Here is a 23,292-nt window from a genome sequence, read left to right on the forward strand (position 1 = left end):
GGGTTACATAACGACGAAGCAGGCGACGCCGCGGACCGGCACGGCGGCCAGCGCTCACAAGGCGCTGAAGTTCAACCACCGGCTCTACGATGCCAAACCCACGGCATATAACCGGCGCTAATCCAGCGCCACGCGTGTCGCCTGCATCGCAAGCAGCTTGTAGTGGCCATCGACATGAAGATGAACGGCTGTGTACGCAATCGGAAACAGCAGCGCGCCGTTTTTCGACTCCATCTCGATCAGCGCGCGCCCGTGCACGATCCACGTGTCCCGGCCGCCCGGCATCAGCTCCTGCGTCTGGATCTCGATTTGCCGGTAACGTCGGCGCCCGGCCGTGATTGCGTCGATGAACTGCCGCTTCGACTCGCGCTTGCCATTGGTGTGGACGTAGCTGGCGTTGTCCGCCAGCAGCGCGTCGAGCACTTCGCCGTCGCCGTCGACCATTGCGCGAAAGCGGCCGCGCTCGAGTTCGCGAATTGCCTCGGCGGGCGAATCGGTGGGATGTGCCGGCATCGATCGGTTCCTCTCACGCTTGAGGAACCGACAGACGCGGTCCCCGTCAGAAGTTGTACTGCAAATATAACTGGCTGAAATTTATACCAGGATTCGGGTGTTCGATACCGGCGTTGGATAAATGCTGAAACCGGAAGCCCGCTTGGTAGTTCTGGTGCGCGCCGAACTGCGCGCCAACGCCCACCATATCGGCGAACTGGAAGGACGACGAGAACGTACGGTCCTGCGTCTCCCGCACGTGCGACAAGAGCCGCACGCCAACGCCCGCCTCCACATACGGCCGGAACCAGCCAGAACTCTTGATAAAACGAAATACTGGCGTCAGGCCAAATTCCCAGATGTTCGGATGCGCCGCGTTGCTTTCGCGAATGTCCCAATAAGCGACATGCGCCTCACCGACGACCGTGAAATGGAATCCGCCAATTTCCCACCATGTCCAGTTCGGGTCCCACACGACCCCGACATCCGCCTTGCGGACATCGTGATCGGCAACCCCACCGGCAATCTGAACACCAAACTGGTCAGCTTTGGCGCTAGCCGAAACCAAGGCAAGAGCCCCCAGCAAGGCGCCGTAAAAAGAGCGTTTTTGCCAAACACTTTTGTTCTTTTGCATGAACTACTCCGGAGCTGGTTTCTCGAAACTCACTCGCCGCATGGGCGGCACGTCGCCATTTTAGAGACGGTCTTAAAAAAAAGCTCAGAACAGTTCTGCAGAATGTTGGAAATGCGGAATTAAGTTTCGTCGATCTGGAGTTTAAGAGGTAATTCGTGCGTAAGCTTGCAGGTTTCTTTCGGTAAAATCGACAGCGAACTCGTTTCTGCTTGCGAAATCGAAGGAGTAGGTTCGGGAAACCACGTACGGGCTATTGGAGCATCCGTTCTAATAGCTTTTAGGGAACTCTCGCACATATCGCCCCTCTAATCTTTAGCACTCGAAATAGCAGAGTGCTAATATCGTGGCTGGACCCGGTTTTTCATCGGGTTTTTTGTTGATAAGGAGCAGACAAGCGTGACCAATGCGATAACCCTTCCGATTACTGGACACTCGGCGTCGGCCAAGGCCGCTTCGGCAGGTGCGCTCACGTTCGCGCAGTCGTCCATGTTGACTGGTCAAATCGGCAACATCGACGCCTACATTTCGGCTGTCAACCGGATTCCGATGCTAACGCCGTCGGAAGAACGTCAGTACGCCACCGAATTTCGCGAGAACGACAACCTCGACGCTGCCCGTCAGCTCGTGCTGTCGCACTTGCGCCTGGTCGTGTCCATCGCCCGGAATTATCTGGGCTACGGCCTGCCGCACGCCGACCTGATTCAGGAAGGCAATATCGGCTTGATGAAGGCTGTAAAGCGTTTCGATCCGCAGCAAAACGTGCGGCTCGTTTCGTATGCCATGCACTGGATCAAGGCCGAGATTCACGAATACATCTTGCGCAACTGGCGCACGGTGAAGGTTGCAACCACGAAGGCGCAGCGCAAGCTGTTCTTCAACCTGCGCAGCCATAAGACCGGGCACAACGCGTTCACGCCGGGCGAAGTAGATAGCCTTGCGAAAGAGCTGAATGTGAAGCGCGAAGAAGTCTCGGAAATGGAAACGCGTCTTTCCGGCGGCGACATTGCGCTGGAAGGCCAGATTGACGACGGCGAAGAATCGTACGCGCCTATCGCTTACCTGGCGGATTCGCACAACGAGCCGACCAACGTGCTGGCATCGCGTCAGTTCGACAAGTTGCAGAGCGAGGGGTTGTCGACCGCGCTCGAATCACTCGATGAACGCAGCCGCCGGATCGTTCAGGCGCGCTGGCTCGAAGTGGAAGACGACGGCTCGGGCGGCAAGACATTGCACGAACTCGCCGATGAGTTTGGCGTGTCGGCTGAGCGGATTCGTCAGATCGAAGCCAGCGCCATGAAGAAGATGCGCTCGGCCTTGCATGAATACGCTTAAAGCGTAAGTAGCAAGCTTGGAAAATGCCCGCGGTCGAAAGACGGCGGGCATTTTTTTGTCCGGAAATTTTATGCAGACAGCTTTGCGATAAAAAAAGCGCCCGGAGTTTCCTCCGGGCGCCGTTCCTATGCAAATCGCAGCGCTAAGAAGCCTAGCGCGACATCATATGGTGGCCAACGTTATGCATGACCCACAACGTCCCGCCAATCACGATCACCGCCACCAGAATGGTGAATCCGAACGCGACGACATTCCATCGCTGCGATGACGACGTGTTCATGTGCAGAAAGAACACGAGATGCACGAAGATCTGGATCAAGGCGAGCACCGCAATCGCGATGATCGTTTCCGTCGGCCCCAAGGCCTTTTGCATGACCAGCCCGAACGCTGCAGCCGTCAGCACGACCGACAGAACAAAGCCAATGACATACGAGCGCACGCTGCCGTGGCCCGCGCCGGTATCGATTGAATGTGCGTGTGCCATTTATACGACGCTCGTCAGATAAACAAAGGTAAAGACGCAGATCCAGACGATGTCCAGGAAGTGCCAGAAGAGGCTCAGGCACGCGAGGCGCGTCAGACTGCGTTGGGTAATTTTCTTGCTGCCGATAACCTGCACGGCGAGTACCACCATCCAGATCAGGCCGGCCGTAACGTGCAGCCCATGCGTTCCCACCAGCGTGAAGAACGCCGACAAAAACGCGCTGGTTCCGGGGCCGTAGCCTTGCTGGATCAGCAACTGGAACTCATGAATTTCCAGCGCGATAAACGCAGCGCCCAGCAGAAAAGTGACGGCGAGCCAGGACAGCAGCGCAGTCTTCTTGCCCTTATAAGCGGCAAGCATGCCGAAGCCAAACGTGATGCTGCTGAACAGCAGAATGGCGGTTTCCAGCATGACGCCAGGCAATTCGAACACGTCCTTTCCTGAAGGACCTGCTGCAAACTGGTTGCCCATGACGGCGAACACGGCGAACAACGACGCAAAGATGATGCAGTCGGTCATCAGGTATACCCAGAACCCGAGGACCGTATTCGATGAGCCGTGGTCGTCGTGCGACTCCGGCATATCGTGTGAAATGGTTTTAGTCAGCATTACAGTGCCTCCTGCAGGTCGCGCGCGCGTGTTTGCGCCGGCGAGCCATCCATTCCCGCAACGGTTGCAGCGGGAATGGTGTAGTCGATGTCATTGTCGTAGCTGCGAATGATCAGCGTCACGATCACGCCCAGCAATCCGGCAATCGCGAGCCACCAGATGTGCCAGACCAGCGCGAAACCTATTGCCAGGCTGAACAAGGCGACCACAAGGCCGGCGCTGGTGTTGCGCGGCATGTGGATATCGCGGTAATCCTCGCGGGCGTGGCGCGTGCGGCCCCGTTCCTTCATGTGAGCGAAGGCGTCGAGTTCATGCACCACCGGCAAGACCGCGAAGTTATAAACCGGCGGCGGCGAGCTGGTCGCCCATTCGAGCGTGCGGCCATTCCACGGATCACCGGTGACGTCCTTGTACGCCGGCGTATTGCGCTTCACCACGCTGACAACAACCTGAGCCACCTGGCACAACACACCGACGAGGATGATCAAGGCGCCGATCAGCGCGACGATCATGTAAGGCTGCCAGCCGGGGGTGTCGTAGTGATTCATACGGCGCGTCGCGCCCATGAAGCCGAGTACGTACAGCGGCATGAACGCGGTCCAGAAGCCGATGAGCCAGCACCAAAACGCGCACTTGCCGAGGGTTTCGTTCAGCTTGAAACCGAACGCCTTCGGGAACCAGTACGTAAAGCCGGCAAGATAGCCAAACACCACGCCACCGATAATCGCGTTATGGAAGTGAGCGATCAGGAACAAGCTGTTGTGCAGCACGAAGTCCGCGCCCGGCACGGCCAGCAACACACCCGTCATACCGCCGATGGTGAACGTCACCATGAAACCGATTGTCCACAGCACAGGCGACGACAACTCGAGCCGTCCCTTGTAAATGGTGAACAGCCAGTTGAAGATCTTCACGCCAGTCGGAATGGCGATGATCATGGTCATGATCCCGAAGAACGCATTTACGTTCGCGCCGGAACCCATGGTGAAGAAGTGATGCAGCCAGACGAGCAAAGACAGCACCATGATCGAGCACGTGGCGTAGACCATGGTCTTGTAGCCGAACAGCGGTTTCTTGGCGAACGTAGAGACGACTTCCGAATAGATGCCGAATGCCGGCAGCACCAGGATGTACACCTCCGGATGTCCCCACGCCCAGATCAGGTTCAGATACAACATGGCGTTGCCGCCGGCATCGTTCGTAAAGAAGTGCATGCCGAGGTAACGGTCGAGCGCGAGCAATGCGAGCGTTGCGGTCAGGATCGGGAACGTGGCGAGAATCAGCACGTTCGAGCACAGCGACGTCCACGTGAACACCGGCATCTTCATGTACGTCATGCCGGGCGCGCGCATCTTGATGATCGTGACGAAGAAGTTGACGGCCGTGAGTAACGTCCCTATCCCGGAAAGCTGCAAGCTCCATAAGTAGTAGTCGACCCCCACTCCTGGACTGAACTGCAGTTCAGACAATGGCGGATAAGCCAGCCACCCGGTTTGCGCGAAGTCGCCGATCACCAGCGAGATGTTGATCAGGATTGCTGCAACCGCGGTCATCCAGAAACTGAGCGAGTTGATGAACGGGAACGCGACGTCCCGTGCACCGATTTGCAACGGCACGACAATGTTCATCAAGCCGATCATGAACGCCATTGCCATGAAAAAAATCATGATGACGCCATGCGCAGTGAAGATCTGGTTGTAATGTTCGGGTGGCAGGAAGCCGGGCCCGTTATACGCGAACGCGAGCTGGCTGCGCATCATCAGCGCATCGACAAAACCGCGCAGCAGCATCAACACCGCGACCACGATATACATCACGCCGATCTTCTTGTGATCGACGGACGTCAGCCATTCGCTCCACAAATAGCCCCACTTCTTGAACCATGTCAGCCCAAGAACCACGGCCACCACAATGAGCGCCATGAAGGCTGCCGCGCCCATGATGATCGGCTGGTCGAACGGTATGTCCGCCAGCGTTAATTTTCCCAACAAATTTCCAAACATGGCTTATCCCTTCGTGCGGCAGATCGGGTCGGGTATGTTGCGAGCATGCCCGTTGTTGTATTTCGCGACGATGGTCTGAAACAGATTCGCGTCGACCTTCGAGAAGTACTGGACCGGGTGCTTTTCGGTCGGCGAGGCAACGGCCGCGTAGTTCACGCCGTCAAGCTGACTTGGAGATGCCTTTACCTTCGCCACCCATGCGGCGAACTCTTCCGGCGTGGTCGCAATGGCTCGGAACTTCATGTCCGAGAAACCCTGGCCACTGAAGTTCGCGGACAGGCCGGCATAGTCGCCGGCGTGGTCGGCGATCAGATGCAGCTTGGTTTGCATGCCCGCCATAGCGTAGATCTGGCCGCCCAGTTGCGGGATGAAAAACGAGTTCATCACCGAATCCGACGTGATCTTGAAGCTCACCGGCGTACCAACCGGAAACTGAATCTGGTTCACCGTCGCAATGCCAAGATCCGGATAGATAAAAAGCCACTTCCAGTCGAGCGCCACGACTTCGACGTTAATCGGCTTTACCTCGGACTCAAGCGGCTTATAAGGATCGAGCGCATGTGTGCTCTTATAAGTCAGAATTCCGAGATAAAGAATAATCAAGGCCGGCACAAGCCAGACCACGATTTCGATTTTTGTGGAATGTGCCCACTTCGGCAAATACTCGGCTGATGTATTCGATGCCCTGTATTTCCACGCAAACAAAAGCGTCAGAAAAATAACAGGCACGACCACGATGAGCATGGCGTATGTGGACGTCAAAATAAGATTCTTCTCAGCCAGCCCGATGCTGCCTTTGGGATCGAGAAGATCCATTTGGCCGCCGCAACCTGACAGAAGAAGAGCAGGGAAAATTGCTAACCGCTTGCAAAACCCCGACCCGGATTTTTGTTTCATACCATGCCCGATTTCAAAGTTTTTGAGATATTACGTTCGACTCTTAATGAGCCTCTGGCAAAGGGTAGCGCGGTTTCAAGGCCTGGTCTGATCCAACTTTTTCAAAAAACATTTTGTGTTTTATTCGATGCGTCTTATCGCCACATATCAATTCTGGTTTTTATCAGGTCGCAGGGAAAGATTTTCGAGATAATCGGATTTAACTAAGAAAGCTCGCGAATTAATGTCACAGAAAAGCTGCAGTTCGGCTAAAGGGTACCGAACTGCGTTCGTTGATGTCGCGCAAAGCCGCTAGTTGATCACTTCAGGTAGATTCCCGGCGTCCAAGTGCCTTCTCTAGAGGAGAACGTCACCGTTCGTCCCGTGTTGTTGCGAATGCACAGGCCGACTTGCGCTACCCCAGCGGCTTTTTGTGATGCGATGTACCCGGATATCTCGTTCAGCCGGACTTGCTTGACGTTATCGAGATAGATCCCGCCTATTCGCTCACTGGTACTGCATGCCGTAGTGGCCGGCAAGTCGGCGCCGTCGTTCCAGGTCGTTGTGGCGGCATAGAGGTCGAGCATGACGGCATCGCTGTCGGTCGAGTTGCCGCCGTAGGTTTGCAAGTACGACTTGGCGTATGGGTAGTCGTTGAGATTGGTCGGCATCGGGAATTTGATCAGAACCACGTTGCCCGGCACGGAGACGATGGTTGTATCGACCGGATGCAGGGTACCGTCGCTATCGACTTGCACATCTGCGCTTGCTGCCGAGTAATAGGTGGGAATGCCGCTGCCGCAGCTTCCGCCCGTTTCGGGCTTGTTCATGCACATATCGACGAGGTATTTCATGGTCGACACGTGCCACGCATTGAAGAAGTCGCCGTGCGCCGTGTACATGCTTCCCCATTGCGGGACCCATTGGCCGTCCTGGAATATCGGGTCGAGCGAGAGTTGCGCAGTCGACAAGTCCGGATCAGTCCCGAGGTCATACGCAAGGTTCAGCTGCAATTCGGGAATCTTCACGGGGTACGCGGCGGGACACGTGCCGTCGCTGTTGCGGTAAGCCACATTCAACGCGCCATTCGCCACTTTCATGAGGTTGTTCATTCGCGCCGTCCGGTTGGTTCCAAGATTCGGTTTCAGCGAATGGCCGTCCCAGCAATCCGGAAAACGCACGGAGATGTTGAGTTGGGACGTTCCGCCAGGGGTGCCGGGCGCGCAGGTCGTGGGCATTGTCGATGTATAGCCCGTGTTCGGGCACAGAAAGCTGACGTGCGAGTTGGGCGCAGTGCCCATATGGTCTCCTGCCAACATTTGCAAGCCCGGTGGTGGAGCAGTGATGGGAACCACTGCCTGGTCGTTCTTGTAATAAGTCTTCTGGTACGAAGGAACGATTACGCCAGACGCGCGCTTTAACTGCGGCGCCCAATACGACGAAACGTCGGCGCTCGCATTGCACGTTGTTACTTTGTTGGCTGCCAGCGATTCGTACGTGGAGTTTGCATTCGATCCCGGATTGCCGAAGAAATCATGCACCATTGCTTCTCCCGGCTTGCCTGGGTAGACAATCGGATCATCCGGCAACGTGTGCGAATACGTGCACTGCACAGAGAACGACGCCGCGGCGTGCGCCCCGCTGGCGGCCAGCATGAGCATGAACCACATGACAAACTTGATTTTCACGATCGACTCCTGTTATGGAAACTGAAATGCCGATTCGATCAGTTTCTCGTTTTTTAAATTGATTAGGATTCTTTATTTAAATAGACGAGTTCGCTCAAAAACAGGTTTTCCTGCGATCAATCATTGATGCAAAAAGGAACAACGGCAGAGTTCGTTACGTTTTAATATTTAATTAGGTAAACTTATTTTTTCCAAACCAAATAATAGACCCGGATCATGACTTTCGCCATGCCGGGTCTTAAAGGGTTTAAAAGCAACCCAAAGGAAACTCATGATTTTCGAACTCATCGAGGCCGATGAGTTCGCGTCGCAGCATCAAGCAGACATCACGCCGGCAGCGGCGAAGCTCCGTTGCCCGGCGAAAGACGCTTCGCCATGGTTGCGGCGTAACGCGGCGCCGAGTTGCCCACGACAATGTGGAACGTATCGGCGGAGACCCACGCTACGTCGAGCGTCGACAAGCGTTGACGATCAACCGACGACGGATCGCGCACGACCACACGCAGACGCGTGGCAGCCACGGCATCGAGCGAAGCAACGTTCGTTGCGCCGCCGAACACTGCAAGCCAACGCACCGGATCGGGATCGAGCGGGCCTTGCTCGTTGGCAGAAACCGCTGCCAATGGCGCAGTTTCCGCGGCGGCGGGCCTGGACGAAGCCGGCGTCGCGCCACGCGTGGACGAACGTTCGAGTTCGGTGCGGATTTCATCGGAGATGAGATCGGCTTCCGGTCCAATGATCACCTGCACGTTCGTCGCACCGCGCTTCAACACGCCGCGTGCTCCGATTGCCTTCAATTGCGGTTCCGAAACCTTTTCCGAATCAACCACGGACAAACGCAAACGCGTCGTGCAGGCATCGACGAGCGTCAGGTTCGACGCACCGCCCAAAGCCGCAATGTAGCGGACAGCGCGCGGCACCGTTGCACCAGCGGTCGGCGAGACGAAGCCGGTGTTATCGAACGATTCGACTTCTGCGTCGGTCGTTGCGGGTTCACGGCCCGGCGTTGCCATGTTGAACTTGCGGATGAAGAAGCGGAACAGGCCGTAGTAGACCAGACCGTAGACGAGGCCAATGGGAATCGCCAGCCAGCCGCGCTGCGAAAGACCGTAGTTCAGCACATAGTCGATTGCGCCAGCCGAGAACGTGAAGCCCAGGTGAATGCCCAACGCCGAGCAGATCGCGAGCGACAAGCCCGTGAGCACCGCGTGGATTGCATACAGAACCGGCGCGAGGAACATGAAGCTGTATTCGATCGGCTCGGTCACGCCAGTCAGGAACGCGGTCAGTGCCATCGAAAACAGCAGGCCGCCCACGACCGCACGACGCTCCTTCGGTGCTTCATGGAACATGGCGAGACACGCTGCCGGCAAGCCGAACATCATGATCGGGAAGAAGCCCGTCATGAAGCCGCCAGCGGTTTTGTCGCCGGCAAAGAAGCGATGCAAATCGCCCGTCACCGCCGCGCCGCCGCCCGTTGGCGTGTACGAACCGAACACGAACCATGCAAGCGAGTTCAGGATGTGGTGCAGGCCCGTGACCAGCAGGATCCGGTTCAGCACGCCGAACACGAACACGCCGATTGCGCCCGCGCCCGTCAGCCAGCCGCCGGCTGCATCGATAGCCGCCTGGATCGGTGTCCAGATGTAGCCAAAGACAATCCCGAGCACCAGACAGGCCACCCCCGTGACAATGGGCACGAAGCGTTTCCCCCCGAAGAACGCGAGGTATTCGGGGAGCTTGATGTCCTTGTACTTGTTGTAGAGATACCCGGCCACGCAACCCGCAACGATCCCCGACAGCACGCCCATGTTGAGCTTGTCGTTGATGTCCTTCATCACCGCAATTTCAATCAGATAACCGATCGCGCCAGCCAGGCCGGCCGTGCCGTTGTTGTCCTTTGCGAAACCCACTGCCACGCCGATGGCGAACAAGAGCGGCAGGTTGGTGAAGATGGTGTCGCCGGCGTCGGCGATCATCTTGATGTTGAAGACATCCGGCTGACCAAGGCGCAATAGCAGCCCGGCAACCGGTAGCACCGCAATCGGCAGCATCAGCGCGCGGCCGAGTCGCTGCATTTTTGCAAACGGGTTGGCGTCCATCGAATTCTCCAAAGAAAGTGTCTTGTCGTTGATCGTGAGGTGAAACGTGTTGTCGATCGATTCTTTTTACTAATGAACGCGAAGGCTGGCAGCCGGAAGGACGTGTTAGTCCAGCGGCCAGATTTCGCGGCTTGCTGCTCTTACTGCCTGTGCCGATTCGAGCGCCAATGCATCGAGCGCGCGCTGACGGCACAGTGGGTAATCGAGTTTGCGCACGAGCGCCTTGATGCCGGGGACCGAAACCGGATCCACCGATAATTCCGTCACGCCCAGTCCCACGAGCAAGGGCACCGCGACCGGATCGCCGCCGAGCGCCCCGCACACGCCAACCCACTTGCCGTGCTTCGCGGCGCCATCGGTTGCCGCCTTGATGAGGCGCAAGACAGCGGGATGCAACCCGTCGGCTTGAGCGGCGAGATCGGCCTGGCAACGATCCATGGCGAGCGTGTATTGCGTGAGGTCGTTCGTGCCGATGGACAGGAAATCCGCGTGTTGCGCGAGTTGATCGGCGAGCAATGCGGCCGACGGCACTTCGATCATCACGCCGACCTGGATAGGATCGGTGCGGCCAATCTCGGCCGCGAGTTCATCAATACGCTTTCTCAAGCGCACGAGCTCACCCGAATCGGTCACCATTGGCAGCAGAATGCGCACCGTGCCGAACGGCTTCACCGCGAGCAAACCACGCAACTGGTCGTCAAGGAGATCGGGGCGCACTTGCGCGAGACGAATGCCGCGAAGGCCAAGCGCCGGATTGGTTTCCGGCGGCAGCGTGAGGTAATCGACTTCCTTGTCCGCGCCCACGTCGAGCGTGCGGATGATCGCCGTACGCCCGCTCAACGCGCCAACGATCGATTGATAGCTTTCTGCGTGTTCAGCAGCCGTCGGCGCCGACTGGCGATGAATGAACAGCAATTCCGTGCGCAGCAGGCCGACGGCATCGGCACCATTTTCGACGGCGGTTTTTGCGTCGTCCAATGTCGCGATGTTCGCCGCAACTTCAATGGTCCGGCCATCGCTGGTCGCGGCTGCTGCCTGCGATGTCTTCCGGTTCACTTCACGCACGCCTGCAAGACGCTGGCGCTCGAGGCGCGCACGTTCCACATCGAGCGCGGTGGGCGCATATTCCAGACGGCCGGTGGTTGCATCGACGACGACTTGCGTGCCATCAGGAATGGCATGCAGCGCGTCGCCCACGGCGACGAGCGCCGGAATGCCGATCTGACGCGCGATGATCGCCGCGTGCGATGTCGCGCCGCCACGCGCCATGACCAGCGCCGTCACACGCGTGCGATCGAGCGATGACAGATCCGAGGGCGTGAATTCATCCGCGGAGAGAACGGCTTCGTCGGGCAACTGGCGCGCGGCCGCGTTCGTGTAACCGAGCGCGCGCAACACACGCTTTTCGATATCGCGAAGATCCGCGGCGCGTTCGGCCAGCAACGCATCTTCCACGTTGGACAGCAAGACGATCTGCGCGCGGATCGCTTCACGCCACGCGAACCCGGCACTCTTGCCGAGGCTGATCAGGTCGCGCGCGGCGTCGAGCAAGGTCGGGTCTTCGAGCAATACGCGATGCACCGCGAAAATGCCCGCTTCGCCAACCGCGCCGCGTTGCGAAGCGGTGCGCACGGTTTCATCGAGTTCTGCGTCGATGGCTGCAATCGCCTTGTCGAGCAAGCGGCTTTCCGCCGCCGACGTCCCCGTTGCCTGTTCGGGCGGCGTGACGTCGTTGTCGTCCCAGCGGACCAGCTTGCCAACAGCAATTCCCGCCGATGCACACACGCCCGCAAGCGTGTTCGGATCGAGCGGCGTGCCAGCATCACGCACAGCGGCAACGGGCGCCGGCGAACGCGTGCGCGCCGGTTTCTCTTCCACTTCACCATGTGCTTCGCGCAGCAATTCGGCCGCGACCGCTTCCACCGCCGCCGCGGCTTGCGACCCGACTCCAAGCAGCTCGATGGTCGCGCCTTCGCCCGCGCCAAGGCCGAGCAGGCCGACGACGCTTTCTATCGGCGCCTTGCGGCCGTTGAAACGGACTTCGACCTTGGCGTCGAAACCGCGCGCTGCTTCGCGTGCACGGGCGGCCGGCCGCGCATGCAATCCACCCGCATGACCGAGCGTGATGCTGCGGCGTGCTTCCTCGGTGACGTTCGAGGTGCTGCGCGCCGCGTCCGCCTTCACGCCGTCCTTGCTGCGCAGAACCAGCAACTGGCTTTCGCCCGCTCGCAACATGCCGCGAGCCGCGCGGTTGACCACTTCGAACGCATCGCTGTTCGCCACCGCAATGACCGACACGAGACTCGGCGCATGCTGCGCGACATAGTCGGCATCGAATTCAATCAGCACGTCGCCGGCGCGCACGGTCGCGCCCTGCTCGACCTTCGGCGTAAAACCCTTGCCGCCCAGCTCAACCGTATCGATACCGATATGCACGAGGATTTCCGCGCCCTGCGACGTGCGCAAGGTCACCGCGTGATGCGTGCGCGCGAGGTGCGTGATGACGCCATCGCACGGCGAAACCATCACGCCCGCAAGCGGATCGATGCCGATGCCGTCGCCGAACATGCCGTCGGCAAATACGGGATCGGGCACTTCGGCGAGCGGCACCATCGGCCCGGTGAACGGCGCGACCAATACAAAATCGCTCTGGTTTTCAGGGGAATGATTCAACAGGGACTCCTCGGCACGGCGCATCGGATTACTCTCGATTAACGGGTTTCGGTGACTTTGGCCAAATGGCGCGGCGCGTCGGGATTGCGCCCGCGCGCGGCTGCCAGGCTGTCAGCCATCACATAGAAAGACAGGATTGCCGCGATCGGATCGAGCGCGAAATGCGCGGTCTCGACGAGCGGCAAATTGGCTTCAGGGATATCGGCGGGCGCGGCGAGCAGCACGCGTGCGCCACGTGCGCGCATGTCGCGGGCGAGCTGGACGAGGCCAGCCTGCTCGGGCCCACGCGGCGCGAACACGAGCAGCGGATAGTCTTCGCCGATCAGTTCCATCGGGCCATGGCGCACCTCTGCGCTCGAGAACGCTTCGGCTTGGATGCCCGAGGTTTCCTTCAGCTTGAGCGCTGCTTCCTGAGCAATTGCGAGCCCGAGGCCACGGCCGATCACGATCATGCGATCGACGTCCTTCAGCTCGCTGACGGCATGCGACCAGTCGAGCTTGCCCGCGGCGCGCAATGCGTCGGGCAACGACTTGAGCGCGTTGAGCAACTCGGCGTCTTTCTGCACATGCGCAATCACAATCGCCGAAAGCGACAGGATCGCGATATAGCTCTTGGTTGCGGCCACGGACAATTCCGGGCCAGCCAACAACGGCAGATTCCATTCGCACGCTTCGGCGAGCGGAGAATTGGGCGCGTTCACGGCGGCCACGGTCAACGCGCCAGCGCTGCGCAAGGCTTGCATCGTGCCGATCAGATCCGGGCTTTTGCCCGACTGCGAAAACGCCACGGCCAACTGGCCTTTCACGCGCAACGGCGCTTGCTGCAGGGTCGCAACGGACATGGGCAACGACGCGACCGGCACGCCGATACGGCTCATGGTCAGCCCTGCGAAGTAACTTGCTGCGTGATCCGACGAACCGCGCGCAACCGTCAGTGCAACATGACGCGGCTCTTCGGCGAGCCGTGCGGCGAGCGCTTCAATGTGGGATGTATCGGCAAGCTGGGCAACCACCACGTCGGCGGACGCCAACGCTTCATCAAGCATATTCGACAATTGATTCACCTTCTACATAAGTTGCTGTCAACGCCAGTTCACGGTCGAACACGACGAGGTCCGCCCACGCGCCACGCGCAATGCGGCCCCGGTCTTCGAGACCGAGATAATCGGCGGCGTAACGTGACAGGCGATTGGAAACATCTGCCATCGGCAAGCCGATGGAGACAAGATTGCGCAGCGCCTGATCCATCGTGAGCGTGCTGCCGGCGAGCGTGCCGTCGGCGAGACGCACGCCGCCCATGCACTTGGTCACATGCTGGCTTCCCAGTCGATATTCGCCATCAGGCATGCCGGACGCCGACGTGCTGTCGGTCACCACATACAGGCGCGGGATGGCGCGCAACGCGGCGCGGATTGCACCGGGATGCACGTGGAGCAGATCGGGAATCAGCTCGGCGTACTCGGCATGCGCGAGCGCAGCACCCACCATGCCGGGGTCGCGATGATGCAGCGGCGACATGGCGTTGAACAAGTGCGTGAAACCGCGCGCGCCATGCTTGAGCGCATTGACCGCGTCGTCGTATGTACCCAGCGAATGGCCCAGTTGCACGCGCACGCCGCGCGCCGCCATTTCCTGGATCACTTCAATGTGCCCGGAGATTTCCGGCGCGATGGTCACCACGCGGATGGGCGCGAGCGAAAGGTATTTCAGCACTTCGTCGCGTACGGCGACGGCGGCGGCGTCCGGCTGCGCACCAAGCTTTCCGGGATTGATATACGGGCCTTCGAGATGCACGCCGAGCACGCGCGCGCCGAAGGGCGCGCGGCGAACAGATTGTTCGCCAAGGCCGGCAACCACCGCCATCAACTCGTCGCGGGGCGCGGTCATGGTGGTGGCGAGCATGCTGGTCGTGCCGTGCTTCGCGTGTTCTCGCGCGACAGTAATAGCGGCGTCACCGCCCTCCATGATGTCGGCGCCACCGCCGCCATGCACGTGGCAATCGATGAAACCCGGCAGGATGTACGGGTCGTCGTTCGTCCTGGGGTCCACGCTCGCACCTTCGAGCGCCGTCACCCGGCCGTTCTCGAACGCGATCGAGCCATGTATCCAGCCGTCGGTCGTCAGGATGTTTCCTTTCAGCATGAATCTCTCTCGTGAAACGTACTGCGTGACGCGCTTTTGGTAGCGTTTCGCGTGGCAGGCGGCCCTTGCGGTGCCCGCCCAACGGCGCTCCGACGCGTGACAAGGCTCCATCAGCTGTCGCGCCCGCTGCGAGCAGGCTGGAAATCACCAAGAAACGGACTGGCGTATTTCCGGCAACGGCGTATTTCGCCCTGGGTTGTTTTTATCGATACCTTTTGTGGCATCTCACCGCACGGGGACCACGCTCCCGGCTGTGGACAAGACATGAAACGAACACCAGATCGACACCTTGATTGACGTTTTTTGATCAATTTTTACGATGATTCCAGCCATCAAGCGTCTTAAGAATCATCGCACGGCAGGTGCAATTGGCGAGCCCATTATATAACCAAAATAATACCAGTCAATTTACGAAATCATTATTTGAGATGTCACCAATCTTGTTAATTATCAATAGCTTGCATAAATTCTTGAGCTATTTGACGAATGGTTTCGCATTGGTAGTTACCCTCGGATACAGCCCACTTTAATGCGGCTGGTCTACACACTATAGACGCCCGCATGCCTCCGCAAGATGCCGTCTGGCGCAAGGTTCGCACGCTCATACTATTTTTCGGCACAATGATCGCGATCGCTTCGCCGGGGGAAACGGTGAAGCGCCAATACAAGGAGAGAGGCAGAGAATGCGTAGTTGCGTGAGCGATGGGCTGACAGATGCGGTGCGCCGCTTCCAATGGTTTTACACACGTCACGTCTGGGCGCCGTATGAACTGGCGGAGCAGAGTGCGCTATCGCCGACTGAATGGCGGGTCCTGTTCGCAATCATGCACGCGGGCACGACCATCGCGGCCGAGCTTTCACGCACGCTACAGATCAATACGGGCTATCTCAGCCGAATGCTCAACGAGTTCGAGCGCAATGGGCTGATCGAGAGGAATCCGTATGCCCGGGACGCGCGCAGCAATCAGGTTTCATTGACGCCAGCTGGCGAAAAATCGCTGGCCGCAACGAGCACCAGCGTGCGCGAGAACGTGTCGACAGCGCTCAAGGCCATGACGCCGGCCGAAGGCTCGCAACTGATGGCATCGATGGAAACCGTCGAGCGCCTGCTCACCCTCTCGCCCAACGGGTCGCGTGTTCGGCTACGCGGTCCGCGGCCGGGCGATTTCGGCTGGATCGTGGAGCATGAAGCGCAACTGGCTGCCGGCGGCGACTCCGCAAGACGGGCAAGCGAGATCCGCGCCGCGAGGGTTGTCGCGGAATATCTGACGGCGCCTGATCCCACGCGCAACGCATGCTGGATCGCAGAGAAAGATGGCACAAGTGCGGGAGCAGGCTTGCTGGTCTGCACGCCCGGATCTCGCGACGCGCGGATTGCGGTGCTTTTCGTCGTCGATCCGGATACCGGACACGATGCAACCGCGGAGCAGTTGATCAAAGCTTGCGAAGAGTTCGCAGTTGAATCGGGCTATGAGCGTCTGAGCTGCGTGTCGGATCTCCGCCACGAACTTTTCCAGCCACTGCTTCACCGGTGTGGGTTCCAAAGGCGGCGTAACGACGAAACGATTTGGGAGAAATTTTTGAAGTAGCCACGCCTGAAAGCATGAAGGCCGTTCCAACTTTCGTTGGAGCGGCCTTTTATATTCTGCGTTGTTACGGAATGCGGTGCGCTCAGTCCAGTAACAGCTTCAAGTCATGCACCCAAATGTCCACGCCCTGTCCGTCGCGGGCGAACAACCTCAGCCGCCCTTGCGGATCCAAGACGTAACTCGCGGCCGTATGGTCCATGGTGTATTCGCCCGGCGCCTTGCCCGGAACCTGGGCGTAGTACACGCGAAAGTCTTTTGTGATCTTCACGAGTTGAGCGGTATCGGCGGGACGCAAGCCGATGAACGACGGGTTGAACGCCGACACGTATTCGCTCAGCAACGGCGCAGTATCGCGGGCGGGATCGACGGTGACCATCAGCACTTGAACGCGTTTGGCGTCGTCACCCAGCTTTTGAAGCGCCTGCGACAGTTCGGCCATCGTGGTCGGGCATACATCCGGGCAATGCGTGTAGCCGAAGAACAGCACGACCACCTTGCCTTTGAAATCGGCCATGGTGCGCGTCTTGCCGCTGGTGTCGGGTAACGAGAAATCGCTGGCGAACTGCGTATTGCCGGTAATGTCGAGATTCGTGAAGGCCGGTTTGCTGTCGCACGCGGCGAGCAATACGGCGGCCAGTGCGAACCCCATCCAGACCACCATCCCGCGAACTGAAAACTTCATACGCCGATCACCGTCCGCACGTAATGGTCCACGAGCAGTGCGCCGAACAGCAGCGACAAATACACGATGGAAAACCGGAAGGTCTTGCGCGCGAGAGCATCGGAATAATCACGATAAATCCTCCACGCATACCCGAGGAACATGCCGCCGAGGACAACGGCGGATGCGAGATACAACACGCCGCTCATGCCCGAAATGAACGGCATCATGGTCACGGCAAAGAGGATCACGGAGTACAGAAGAATATGCAGACGCGTGTATTTCTCGCCATGCGTGTTCGGCAACATGGGCAGGCCGGCGTTCTCGTAGTCTTTGCGTCTGTACAGCGCCAATGCCCAGAAATGCGGAGGCGTCCAGACGAAGATGATAAGTACGAGGATCCACGCGTCGCCGGGAACGTGACCCGTCACCGCCGCCCAGCCGAGAGCCGGCGGCATGGCGCCGGACGCGCCACCAATTACGATGTTCTGCGGCGTAGCCGGTTTCAGCAAACACGTATAGATCACCGCGTAGCCAACAAACGTCGCAATGGTCAGCCACATGGTGAGTGCGTTGGTGAACGTGTAAAGCGTCCACATGCCGGCCGCACCGAGCACTGCCGAGAACAACAGGATCTGCGCCGGCGTGATTTCGCCACGCGCTGACGGACGCCATGCGGTGCGGCGCATCATGGCATCGATTTTTTGCTCCATCAGGCAGTTGATGGCGAACGCAGCGCCGGCCAGCAACCAGATACCGACCGTTCCGCCAATCAGTACAGTCCAGGGCACCATGCCCGGCGTCGAAAGGAACATGCCTATGACCGCACAGAACACAGCAAGCTGCGTCACGCGCGGCTTGGTCAGCGCGATGTACTGGGAAAGGCGGCTACCGGAGGGGGAAATCAGTGTCGTGCTGTCCATAGAAACTCACGGAGCCTGGCGCGGGAGTGATGCGGATACCGCGTCCAGCGAGGCGGTGGCGGACGTTGCCGCAGCGGGACTAAGAGCGTGGCCGTGGCGGCTGGAAGAGATCCGAAAGTTTATCATAACGAGCAGTAGTAACAGGATGGCCGCACCGCCGTTGTGCGCCACTGCGACAGGCAACGGCCATTGCAGCACGATGTTCGAAAGCCCGGTCAGAAACTGCAGGACGATCACGAACATTACGCCATTCGCGGGCCTTCTCAATGACTCAAATCGACGCAGTTTGGCGGCCAGCCACACGAGATAAAGCACCACGACCACCGCAAACGTGCGATGCGTCCAGTGGATCGCAACAAGTGCGTCCTGCGAAATGACATCGCCGTCGCCGGTCATGCCGAGCGCGCGCCACAGGTGAAAGCCGTGCTCGAAGTTCATCGGCGGAATCCAGGCGCCATTGCATAACGGGAAATCCGTGCAGGCGAGCACCGCGTAGTTCGTGCTGACCCAGCCGCCCAGCGCAATTTGCACGATCAGCAGCAGCAAACCCACGAGTGCCGCTGGCAGCCAGCGGGCGGCGGCTGGGTTTATCGATGGCACCGGCGTCTGGCGCGCAGCCAGCCAGCCGAGCGAACCGAGCAGCGCGAGGCCGAGCAGCAAGTGGATGGTCACGATCACCGGCTGCAGCTTCATGGTGACCGTCCATGCGCCGAACGCACCCTGAACCACGATCAGCAACAGGATGGACGTTGGCCACCACGGCGAAACATGCAGCGGGCGCCGCTTGATACGCGCCGTCCATGCAATGATCACCTGCGCGATGATCAACACGCCGATCGCCATCGCGAAATAGCGATGAATCATTTCAATCCACGCCTTGCCGATACTGACCGGGCCCGTGGGCATGGCCTGGTGCGCAGCGGTAATGGCCGCGTGCGCGATAAAAGGCGACGACGTTCCGTAGCAACCCGGCCAGTCAGGACAACCGAGGCCGGAATCCGTGAGGCGCGTGAATCCGCCGAACATCACCAGGTCCAGCGTCAGGAACGTGGTCAGCCAGACGAGCTTGCGGAATTTGTTGTCGTCGGCTTTCACCCATACGTACGAAAGCGGCAACAACGCAATGCAAATGCCGATCAAACCAAGTTGTAAAACGTAAGTCATGCCTGCATGGTTCCTTTTGTCTCAACCGATACGCGACCACTTCAGCAGCTTTGCCAGATCAGCCTTGATCTTTTCCGGCTGCGGGTCCTTCGGGAAACGCATCATCAGATTGCCGTTTGGATCGACGAGAAAGATATGGTCGGTAAGCTGCGAATCCGCGCCCGCCGGCAGCCACGCGGCCACGGCCTTCGGATCGGCGATCAGCATGCGCGTGTCCGGCTGCGGATAGGCCGTCTGGATGACGGGGGCGACGGGTTTGTCATCGGTACGGAGCCACACGTTGACCACGCGCTCGCGTTCAGCCGATTGCAGCGCGCGCACCTGGCGCATGAAGAAGAGCCGCGTGACGCATTTCTCGTCGCAATCGCCGCCGTTGACCGTGACCATCAGCCATTTGCCGCGCAGCGTGGAGAGCGGCATTGGCTTGCCTTGTTCATCGGTCACGACAAGCTGATCCGGAATCGGGCGCTGCGGTTCGACCAGCGCGCCGTAGCTCGTCGTGCCGCCCGTCGGCTTGACGACGTAGTACATGAAATAGGAAGCCAGGACCGGCGCCGCGCACACGAATGCCAGCAAGAGCAGCATCCAGCGGCCCTTGTTCCACGATCCGGGCGTGCGTTCCTGTTGCTGCGCACGCGCTTTGTTGACCGCGGACGGCGAAGGACGGGGAGTTTGCATGGACAAAATTTTGCCTCTATTCGTTTAGGAGCGTCGCGACGTTCGATTGCTCAAGTGCCGCTTCACGCGTTGCCATCGACTGGGTGCGCAGCGCTTTCTTTCGACTCATCTTTCTTCGCGGCCCGGCGCGCGGCGTAGAGCCCGAACCCGAGCGCGGCGGCCGCCATGCCCCACCACTGGAGCATGTAGCCGTAATTTGTGTCGACACCCATTGTGGGCGCCGGCCAGTCTCGCACCAGCTTGTCGCCCGTGTTGTTCAGTTGCTGGATCACGAACGGTTGCAGCGGCAGACCAGTCTCGGCGGCGTAAGCGGCGACATCCAGATTCTGTCGAATCTTCAATTTCGCAGCCGAACCGCCGTGCCCAAGCTCGAATGCCTGCGATGCATTCGCGCGCGCAATCCCTTCAATTTCCACTTCACCGCCGGGCGTTACATACGGCTCGATGCCCGTACGATCCGACAGATTCCGCGGCAGCCAGCCACGGTTCACCAACACTACACCGCCGCCATCGAGTTTAAGCGGCATCACGACGTAAAACCCCGGCTGATCCTGGTAAGGCCGATTGTCGAGATAAACGGCCTGGTCGGGCATGAACGTGCCACGCGCGAACACGCGATGAAACTCGATGTCCTTCAGTGTCACAGGCTCCGCGCCCACACGTTGCGCCGGCGCGTTCTCGAACGCGACAATCCGCGCGTTGAGCTGCTCTTTCTGATGCGCCCGATCGCGTTGCCAAAAGCCGAGCCGCACCGTCACCGCCATGACGATCAGGATGATCAGCGCCGGCCAGAAGCGGATTTTCATACGGCGCCTGCCGCGTCTTGCGCGACCAAACTTTCAACTCGCACGCGGCACATTACCTGCGATGCGATAATCGGGGAATCGAACTTCTTAGCCCAACTGGCTGTTTTCATGCACATATTCGTTGCCATCGCATTCATTCTCATCATCGGCAGCCTGGGTTCGGCGCTGTACTTCATGATGACCGACAAGGGCAAAAGCAAGCGCATGGTGTGGTCCCTCGCCATGCGCGTCGGGTTGTCGATCTCGTTGTTCCTGTTCATCCTGTTCGCGCACTGGATGGGCTGGATTCAGTCTACCGGTATCCCGCTCGGACGCTGATCTCGCTACCCGCCAACCGCCCCATTCGATGCTGCGACAAAACAGCGCATCGTAAAAATGCAAAACGCCGCCCGAATCATGTCGAGGCGGCGCTTTTGCAAAGCATCTTCTTCAATCGACTTCAGACTACCTGGTGAAGGACGCGCACTGATTGACGCATTCCTTCAAGTGAACGCTTACAGCCAGTAAACGACCACGTACAACCCGAGCCAGACCACATCCACGAAGTGCCAGTACCAAGCGGCGCCTTCGAAAGCGAAGTGATGGTCCGCGGTGAAGTGTCCGCGAATCACACGCACGAGCACCACCGTCAGCATGGTGCCGCCAAGGAACACGTGGAAACCGTGAAAGCCGGTCAGCAAGAAGAACGTCGAGCCATAAACGCCCGATGCCAACGTCAGATTCAGTTCGTTATAGGCGTGGAAATATTCGTAGCCTTGGCAGAACAAGAAGAGCACGCCAAGGCCAACAGTCGCCGCCAGCCAAATGATCGTTTTCTTACGATGATTCTCACGCAGCGCATGGTGAGCAACGGTCAGCGTTGCGCCGGAGCTCAGCAGCAGTGCCGTGTTGATCGTCGGCAGCGGCCACGGGGTCATCGAACGGAAATGAGAGATCAGCGCTGCGGGACCGTTGTTCGGCCACACGGCGGTAAAGTCCGGCCAGATCAGCTTGTAATCCAGGCTGCCCAATTCATGCAGCGCGATCTGCCGCGCGTAAAACAGCGCGCCAAAAAATGCGCCGAAGAACATGACTTCGGAGAAGATGAACCAGCTCATGCTCCAGCGGTACGACAGATCGACGTTCTTGCCGTACATGCCGCCTTCCGATTCCCCGATGGAATCGCCAAACCAGTGCCACAGCGTGTAAAGCAGCCAAAGCAGGCCGATGACAAAGCCGATCGGCCCCCACGGTTCACCATTCACCCACGATGCCAGCGAAGCCATCGAGATCAGGAGACCAGCGGCGGCCATGATCGGATGCTTCGACGGATGCGGGACGAAATAGTACGGGCTTTCGTTTTGACCGCTCATTATTGATTCTCCACTTCGATCCAGTTGCTTGAATTTTTTTCGCCTCAGGCGCCGCAACGCAGCGCCGCCAGCTTTATCCCACTACCGCCCGCACCACCACCAGCAACACGATAATAAAAAGCGCCGCCCCAATTACGCCCGCCGCGATCAGATGCAGCGGGTTCAGGGACGCATCGCTTTCAAGGTCGCGGCGACGGCGCACGCCGAAGAACGACCAGAAAACCGCTTTTAGCAACCGGAGAAAACTGCTCTTCGGAGCCGGGTTTTGTGTTTCGACCATCTTGCTTCTCCGCCGCCTTATGCGGCTTTACGCGGCTCGTGAACTGCGTAGCCGCGCATATTTGCCGGGCGCGGCCTTACTAAGTACCGCTTCGTGACACAGACGCCGGGGCGGTTAACTCAAAGAACGTGTACGACAACGTGATCGTTTTCACATCCTTGGGCAGCTTCGGATCCACCACGAACACAACCGGCATGCGGCGCGTCTCGTTCGGCTTCAAGGTTTGCTGCGTGAAACAGAAACACTCGATCTTCTTGAAATACTCGGTGGCCTGCATTGGCGCATAACTCGGAATGGCCTGCGCCTGAACCGTGCGCGATTGCTGGTTGGTGACCTCGTACATCACCGTCATCACTTCACCGGGATGCACGTCCAGCGTGTTCTGCTCCGGCTTGAACTGCAACGGGCCGCGTGCGTTGGCATCGAATTCGATTGCAATCTTGCGGCTCGTATCAACCTGCGTGTTCTTCGCTTCCCGTGCGCCAACGTCGCGCTGCACCAGGTTGTTGATGCCGGTAATCGAACAGATCGCGCGGTACATGGGCACCAGCGCGAAACCGAAACCGAACATGGCGGCCGCGACGACGATCAGCTTGAACATCATCGTGCGGTTGAACGCGCGGTCTTCCTTTACCTCTTGAGGCGTAGACACGTTACTCCCTAGCCTCTCGAACGCACGTACTGGTCGACGACGACGGCCAGGAAAAACACCGCGGCTACCGCCAGCAGGATAAATCCGAGCCGCTTGTTGCCCGCGCGAACCTCCGCGGGCGTGCGTTGCTTCTGTGAATTACGCGTCATCCG

At 59.1% G+C, this 23,292-nt stretch carries 23 protein-coding genes; 3 read left to right on the plus strand and 20 right to left on the minus strand.

What is annotated here, in order from left to right:
• Positions 1–117: 117 nt before the first annotated feature.
• Complete coding sequence (locus HB633_RS22610; RefSeq protein ID WP_213780368.1) at positions 118–513, minus strand: nuclear transport factor 2 family protein; 396 nt, start codon at positions 511–513, stop codon at positions 118–120.
• A 46-nt stretch (positions 514–559) separates the two neighbouring features.
• Positions 560–1,126 (minus strand): acyloxyacyl hydrolase, encoded by a 567-nt coding sequence (locus HB633_RS22615; RefSeq protein WP_213780369.1) that lies wholly within the window; start codon positions 1,124–1,126, stop codon positions 560–562.
• Between the two features lie 396 nt (positions 1,127–1,522).
• Between HB633_RS22615 and rpoH the strand changes: the two genes are divergently transcribed.
• On the plus strand, positions 1,523–2,458 hold the full coding sequence (gene rpoH / locus HB633_RS22620; protein ID WP_213780370.1) for an RNA polymerase sigma factor RpoH: 936 nt from the start codon (positions 1,523–1,525) through the stop codon (positions 2,456–2,458).
• Between the two features lie 151 nt (positions 2,459–2,609).
• Here the strand turns inward: rpoH and cyoD are convergent, their stop codons facing one another.
• The 9 genes from cyoD to nagA all read right to left on the minus strand — a co-directional run bounded on the left by cyoD (position 2,610) and on the right by nagA (position 15,035).
• Positions 2,610–2,942 carry a cytochrome o ubiquinol oxidase subunit IV gene (gene cyoD / locus HB633_RS22625; protein ID WP_213780371.1) on the minus strand — a complete coding sequence of 111 codons (333 nt, stop codon included), beginning with the start codon at positions 2,940–2,942 and terminating at the stop codon, positions 2,610–2,612.
• Positions 2,943–3,551, minus strand: coding sequence for a cytochrome o ubiquinol oxidase subunit III (gene cyoC / locus HB633_RS22630; protein WP_213780372.1), 609 nt, complete (start codon positions 3,549–3,551; stop codon positions 2,943–2,945).
• Positions 3,551–5,542: a cytochrome o ubiquinol oxidase subunit I gene (gene cyoB / locus HB633_RS22635; RefSeq protein ID WP_213780489.1), complete on the minus strand. Its 1,992-nt coding sequence runs from the start codon at positions 5,540–5,542 to the stop codon at positions 3,551–3,553. The genes cyoC and cyoB overlap by 1 nt, the downstream gene beginning before the upstream one ends.
• Positions 5,543–5,557: 15 nt before the next feature.
• Complete coding sequence (cyoA, locus tag HB633_RS22640) at positions 5,558–6,451, minus strand: ubiquinol oxidase subunit II (protein ID WP_213780373.1); 894 nt, start codon at positions 6,449–6,451, stop codon at positions 5,558–5,560.
• Positions 6,452–6,750: 299 nt separating this feature from the next.
• Positions 6,751–8,118: a DUF1996 domain-containing protein gene (locus tag HB633_RS22645; RefSeq protein ID WP_346730349.1), complete on the minus strand. Its 1,368-nt coding sequence runs from the start codon at positions 8,116–8,118 to the stop codon at positions 6,751–6,753.
• Positions 8,119–8,444: 326 nt separating this feature from the next.
• Positions 8,445–10,220 (minus strand): N-acetylglucosamine-specific PTS transporter subunit IIBC, encoded by a 1,776-nt coding sequence (gene nagE, locus HB633_RS22650; protein WP_213780374.1) that lies wholly within the window; start codon positions 10,218–10,220, stop codon positions 8,445–8,447.
• Between the two features lie 105 nt (positions 10,221–10,325).
• Positions 10,326–12,917, minus strand: coding sequence for a phosphoenolpyruvate--protein phosphotransferase (gene ptsP, locus HB633_RS22655; protein ID WP_213780375.1), 2,592 nt, complete (start codon positions 12,915–12,917; stop codon positions 10,326–10,328).
• 14 nt (positions 12,918–12,931) lie between these two features.
• Positions 12,932–13,939, minus strand: coding sequence for an SIS domain-containing protein (locus HB633_RS22660; RefSeq protein WP_213780491.1), 1,008 nt, complete (start codon positions 13,937–13,939; stop codon positions 12,932–12,934).
• The gene (gene nagA, locus HB633_RS22665; protein WP_213780376.1) at positions 13,932–15,035 is read right to left on the minus strand and encodes an N-acetylglucosamine-6-phosphate deacetylase; all 1,104 of its coding nucleotides are present in this window, start codon (positions 15,033–15,035) and stop codon (positions 13,932–13,934) included. The genes HB633_RS22660 and nagA overlap by 8 nt, the downstream gene beginning before the upstream one ends.
• A gap of 683 nt (positions 15,036–15,718) precedes the next feature.
• On the opposite strand from nagA, the gene HB633_RS22670 reads away from it, so the two are divergent.
• Positions 15,719–16,624, plus strand: coding sequence for a MarR family transcriptional regulator (locus HB633_RS22670; RefSeq protein ID WP_213780377.1), 906 nt, complete (start codon positions 15,719–15,721; stop codon positions 16,622–16,624).
• Positions 16,625–16,706: 82 nt separating this feature from the next.
• On the opposite strand, the gene HB633_RS22675 is transcribed toward HB633_RS22670, so the two are convergent.
• The 5 genes from HB633_RS22675 to HB633_RS22695 form a co-directional block, all read right to left on the minus strand.
• Positions 16,707–17,285 carry an SCO family protein gene (locus HB633_RS22675; protein WP_255581082.1) on the minus strand — a complete coding sequence of 193 codons (579 nt, stop codon included), beginning with the start codon at positions 17,283–17,285 and terminating at the stop codon, positions 16,707–16,709.
• A gap of 17 nt (positions 17,286–17,302) precedes the next feature.
• Positions 17,303–18,208: a heme o synthase gene (gene cyoE / locus HB633_RS22680; RefSeq protein ID WP_213780379.1), complete on the minus strand. Its 906-nt coding sequence runs from the start codon at positions 18,206–18,208 to the stop codon at positions 17,303–17,305.
• Between the two features lie 6 nt (positions 18,209–18,214).
• Positions 18,215–19,372, minus strand: coding sequence for a COX15/CtaA family protein (locus HB633_RS22685; protein WP_213780380.1), 1,158 nt, complete (start codon positions 19,370–19,372; stop codon positions 18,215–18,217).
• A 21-nt stretch (positions 19,373–19,393) separates the two neighbouring features.
• Positions 19,394–20,050, minus strand: coding sequence for a cytochrome C oxidase subunit I (locus HB633_RS22690; protein ID WP_213780381.1), 657 nt, complete (start codon positions 20,048–20,050; stop codon positions 19,394–19,396).
• A gap of 62 nt (positions 20,051–20,112) precedes the next feature.
• Positions 20,113–20,856, minus strand: coding sequence for an SURF1 family protein (locus HB633_RS22695; protein WP_213780382.1), 744 nt, complete (start codon positions 20,854–20,856; stop codon positions 20,113–20,115).
• A gap of 108 nt (positions 20,857–20,964) precedes the next feature.
• Between HB633_RS22695 and HB633_RS22700 the strand changes: the two genes are divergently transcribed.
• A complete protein-coding gene (locus HB633_RS22700; protein ID WP_056358051.1) occupies positions 20,965–21,174 on the plus strand; it encodes a twin transmembrane helix small protein in 210 nt (69 codons plus the stop codon).
• Positions 21,175–21,350: 176 nt separating this feature from the next.
• On the opposite strand, the gene HB633_RS22705 is transcribed toward HB633_RS22700, so the two are convergent.
• From HB633_RS22705 to HB633_RS22720, 4 genes are all read right to left on the minus strand, one after another.
• Complete coding sequence (locus tag HB633_RS22705; protein WP_213780383.1) at positions 21,351–22,208, minus strand: cytochrome c oxidase subunit 3; 858 nt, start codon at positions 22,206–22,208, stop codon at positions 21,351–21,353.
• Between the two features lie 73 nt (positions 22,209–22,281).
• A complete protein-coding gene (locus HB633_RS22710; protein WP_213780384.1) occupies positions 22,282–22,488 on the minus strand; it encodes a DUF2970 domain-containing protein in 207 nt (68 codons plus the stop codon).
• Between the two features lie 79 nt (positions 22,489–22,567).
• Entirely contained in the window at positions 22,568–23,140 is a 573-nt protein-coding gene (locus HB633_RS22715; RefSeq protein WP_082508379.1) for a cytochrome c oxidase assembly protein, read from the minus strand.
• Positions 23,141–23,148: 8 nt separating this feature from the next.
• Positions 23,149–23,289: a cytochrome oxidase small assembly protein gene (locus tag HB633_RS22720; RefSeq protein WP_086383990.1), complete on the minus strand. Its 141-nt coding sequence runs from the start codon at positions 23,287–23,289 to the stop codon at positions 23,149–23,151.
• Positions 23,290–23,292 lie beyond the last annotated feature (3 nt).

Source organism: Caballeronia sp. dw_276 (assembly GCF_018449635.1).
Classification (GTDB): domain Bacteria; phylum Pseudomonadota; class Gammaproteobacteria; order Burkholderiales; family Burkholderiaceae; genus Caballeronia.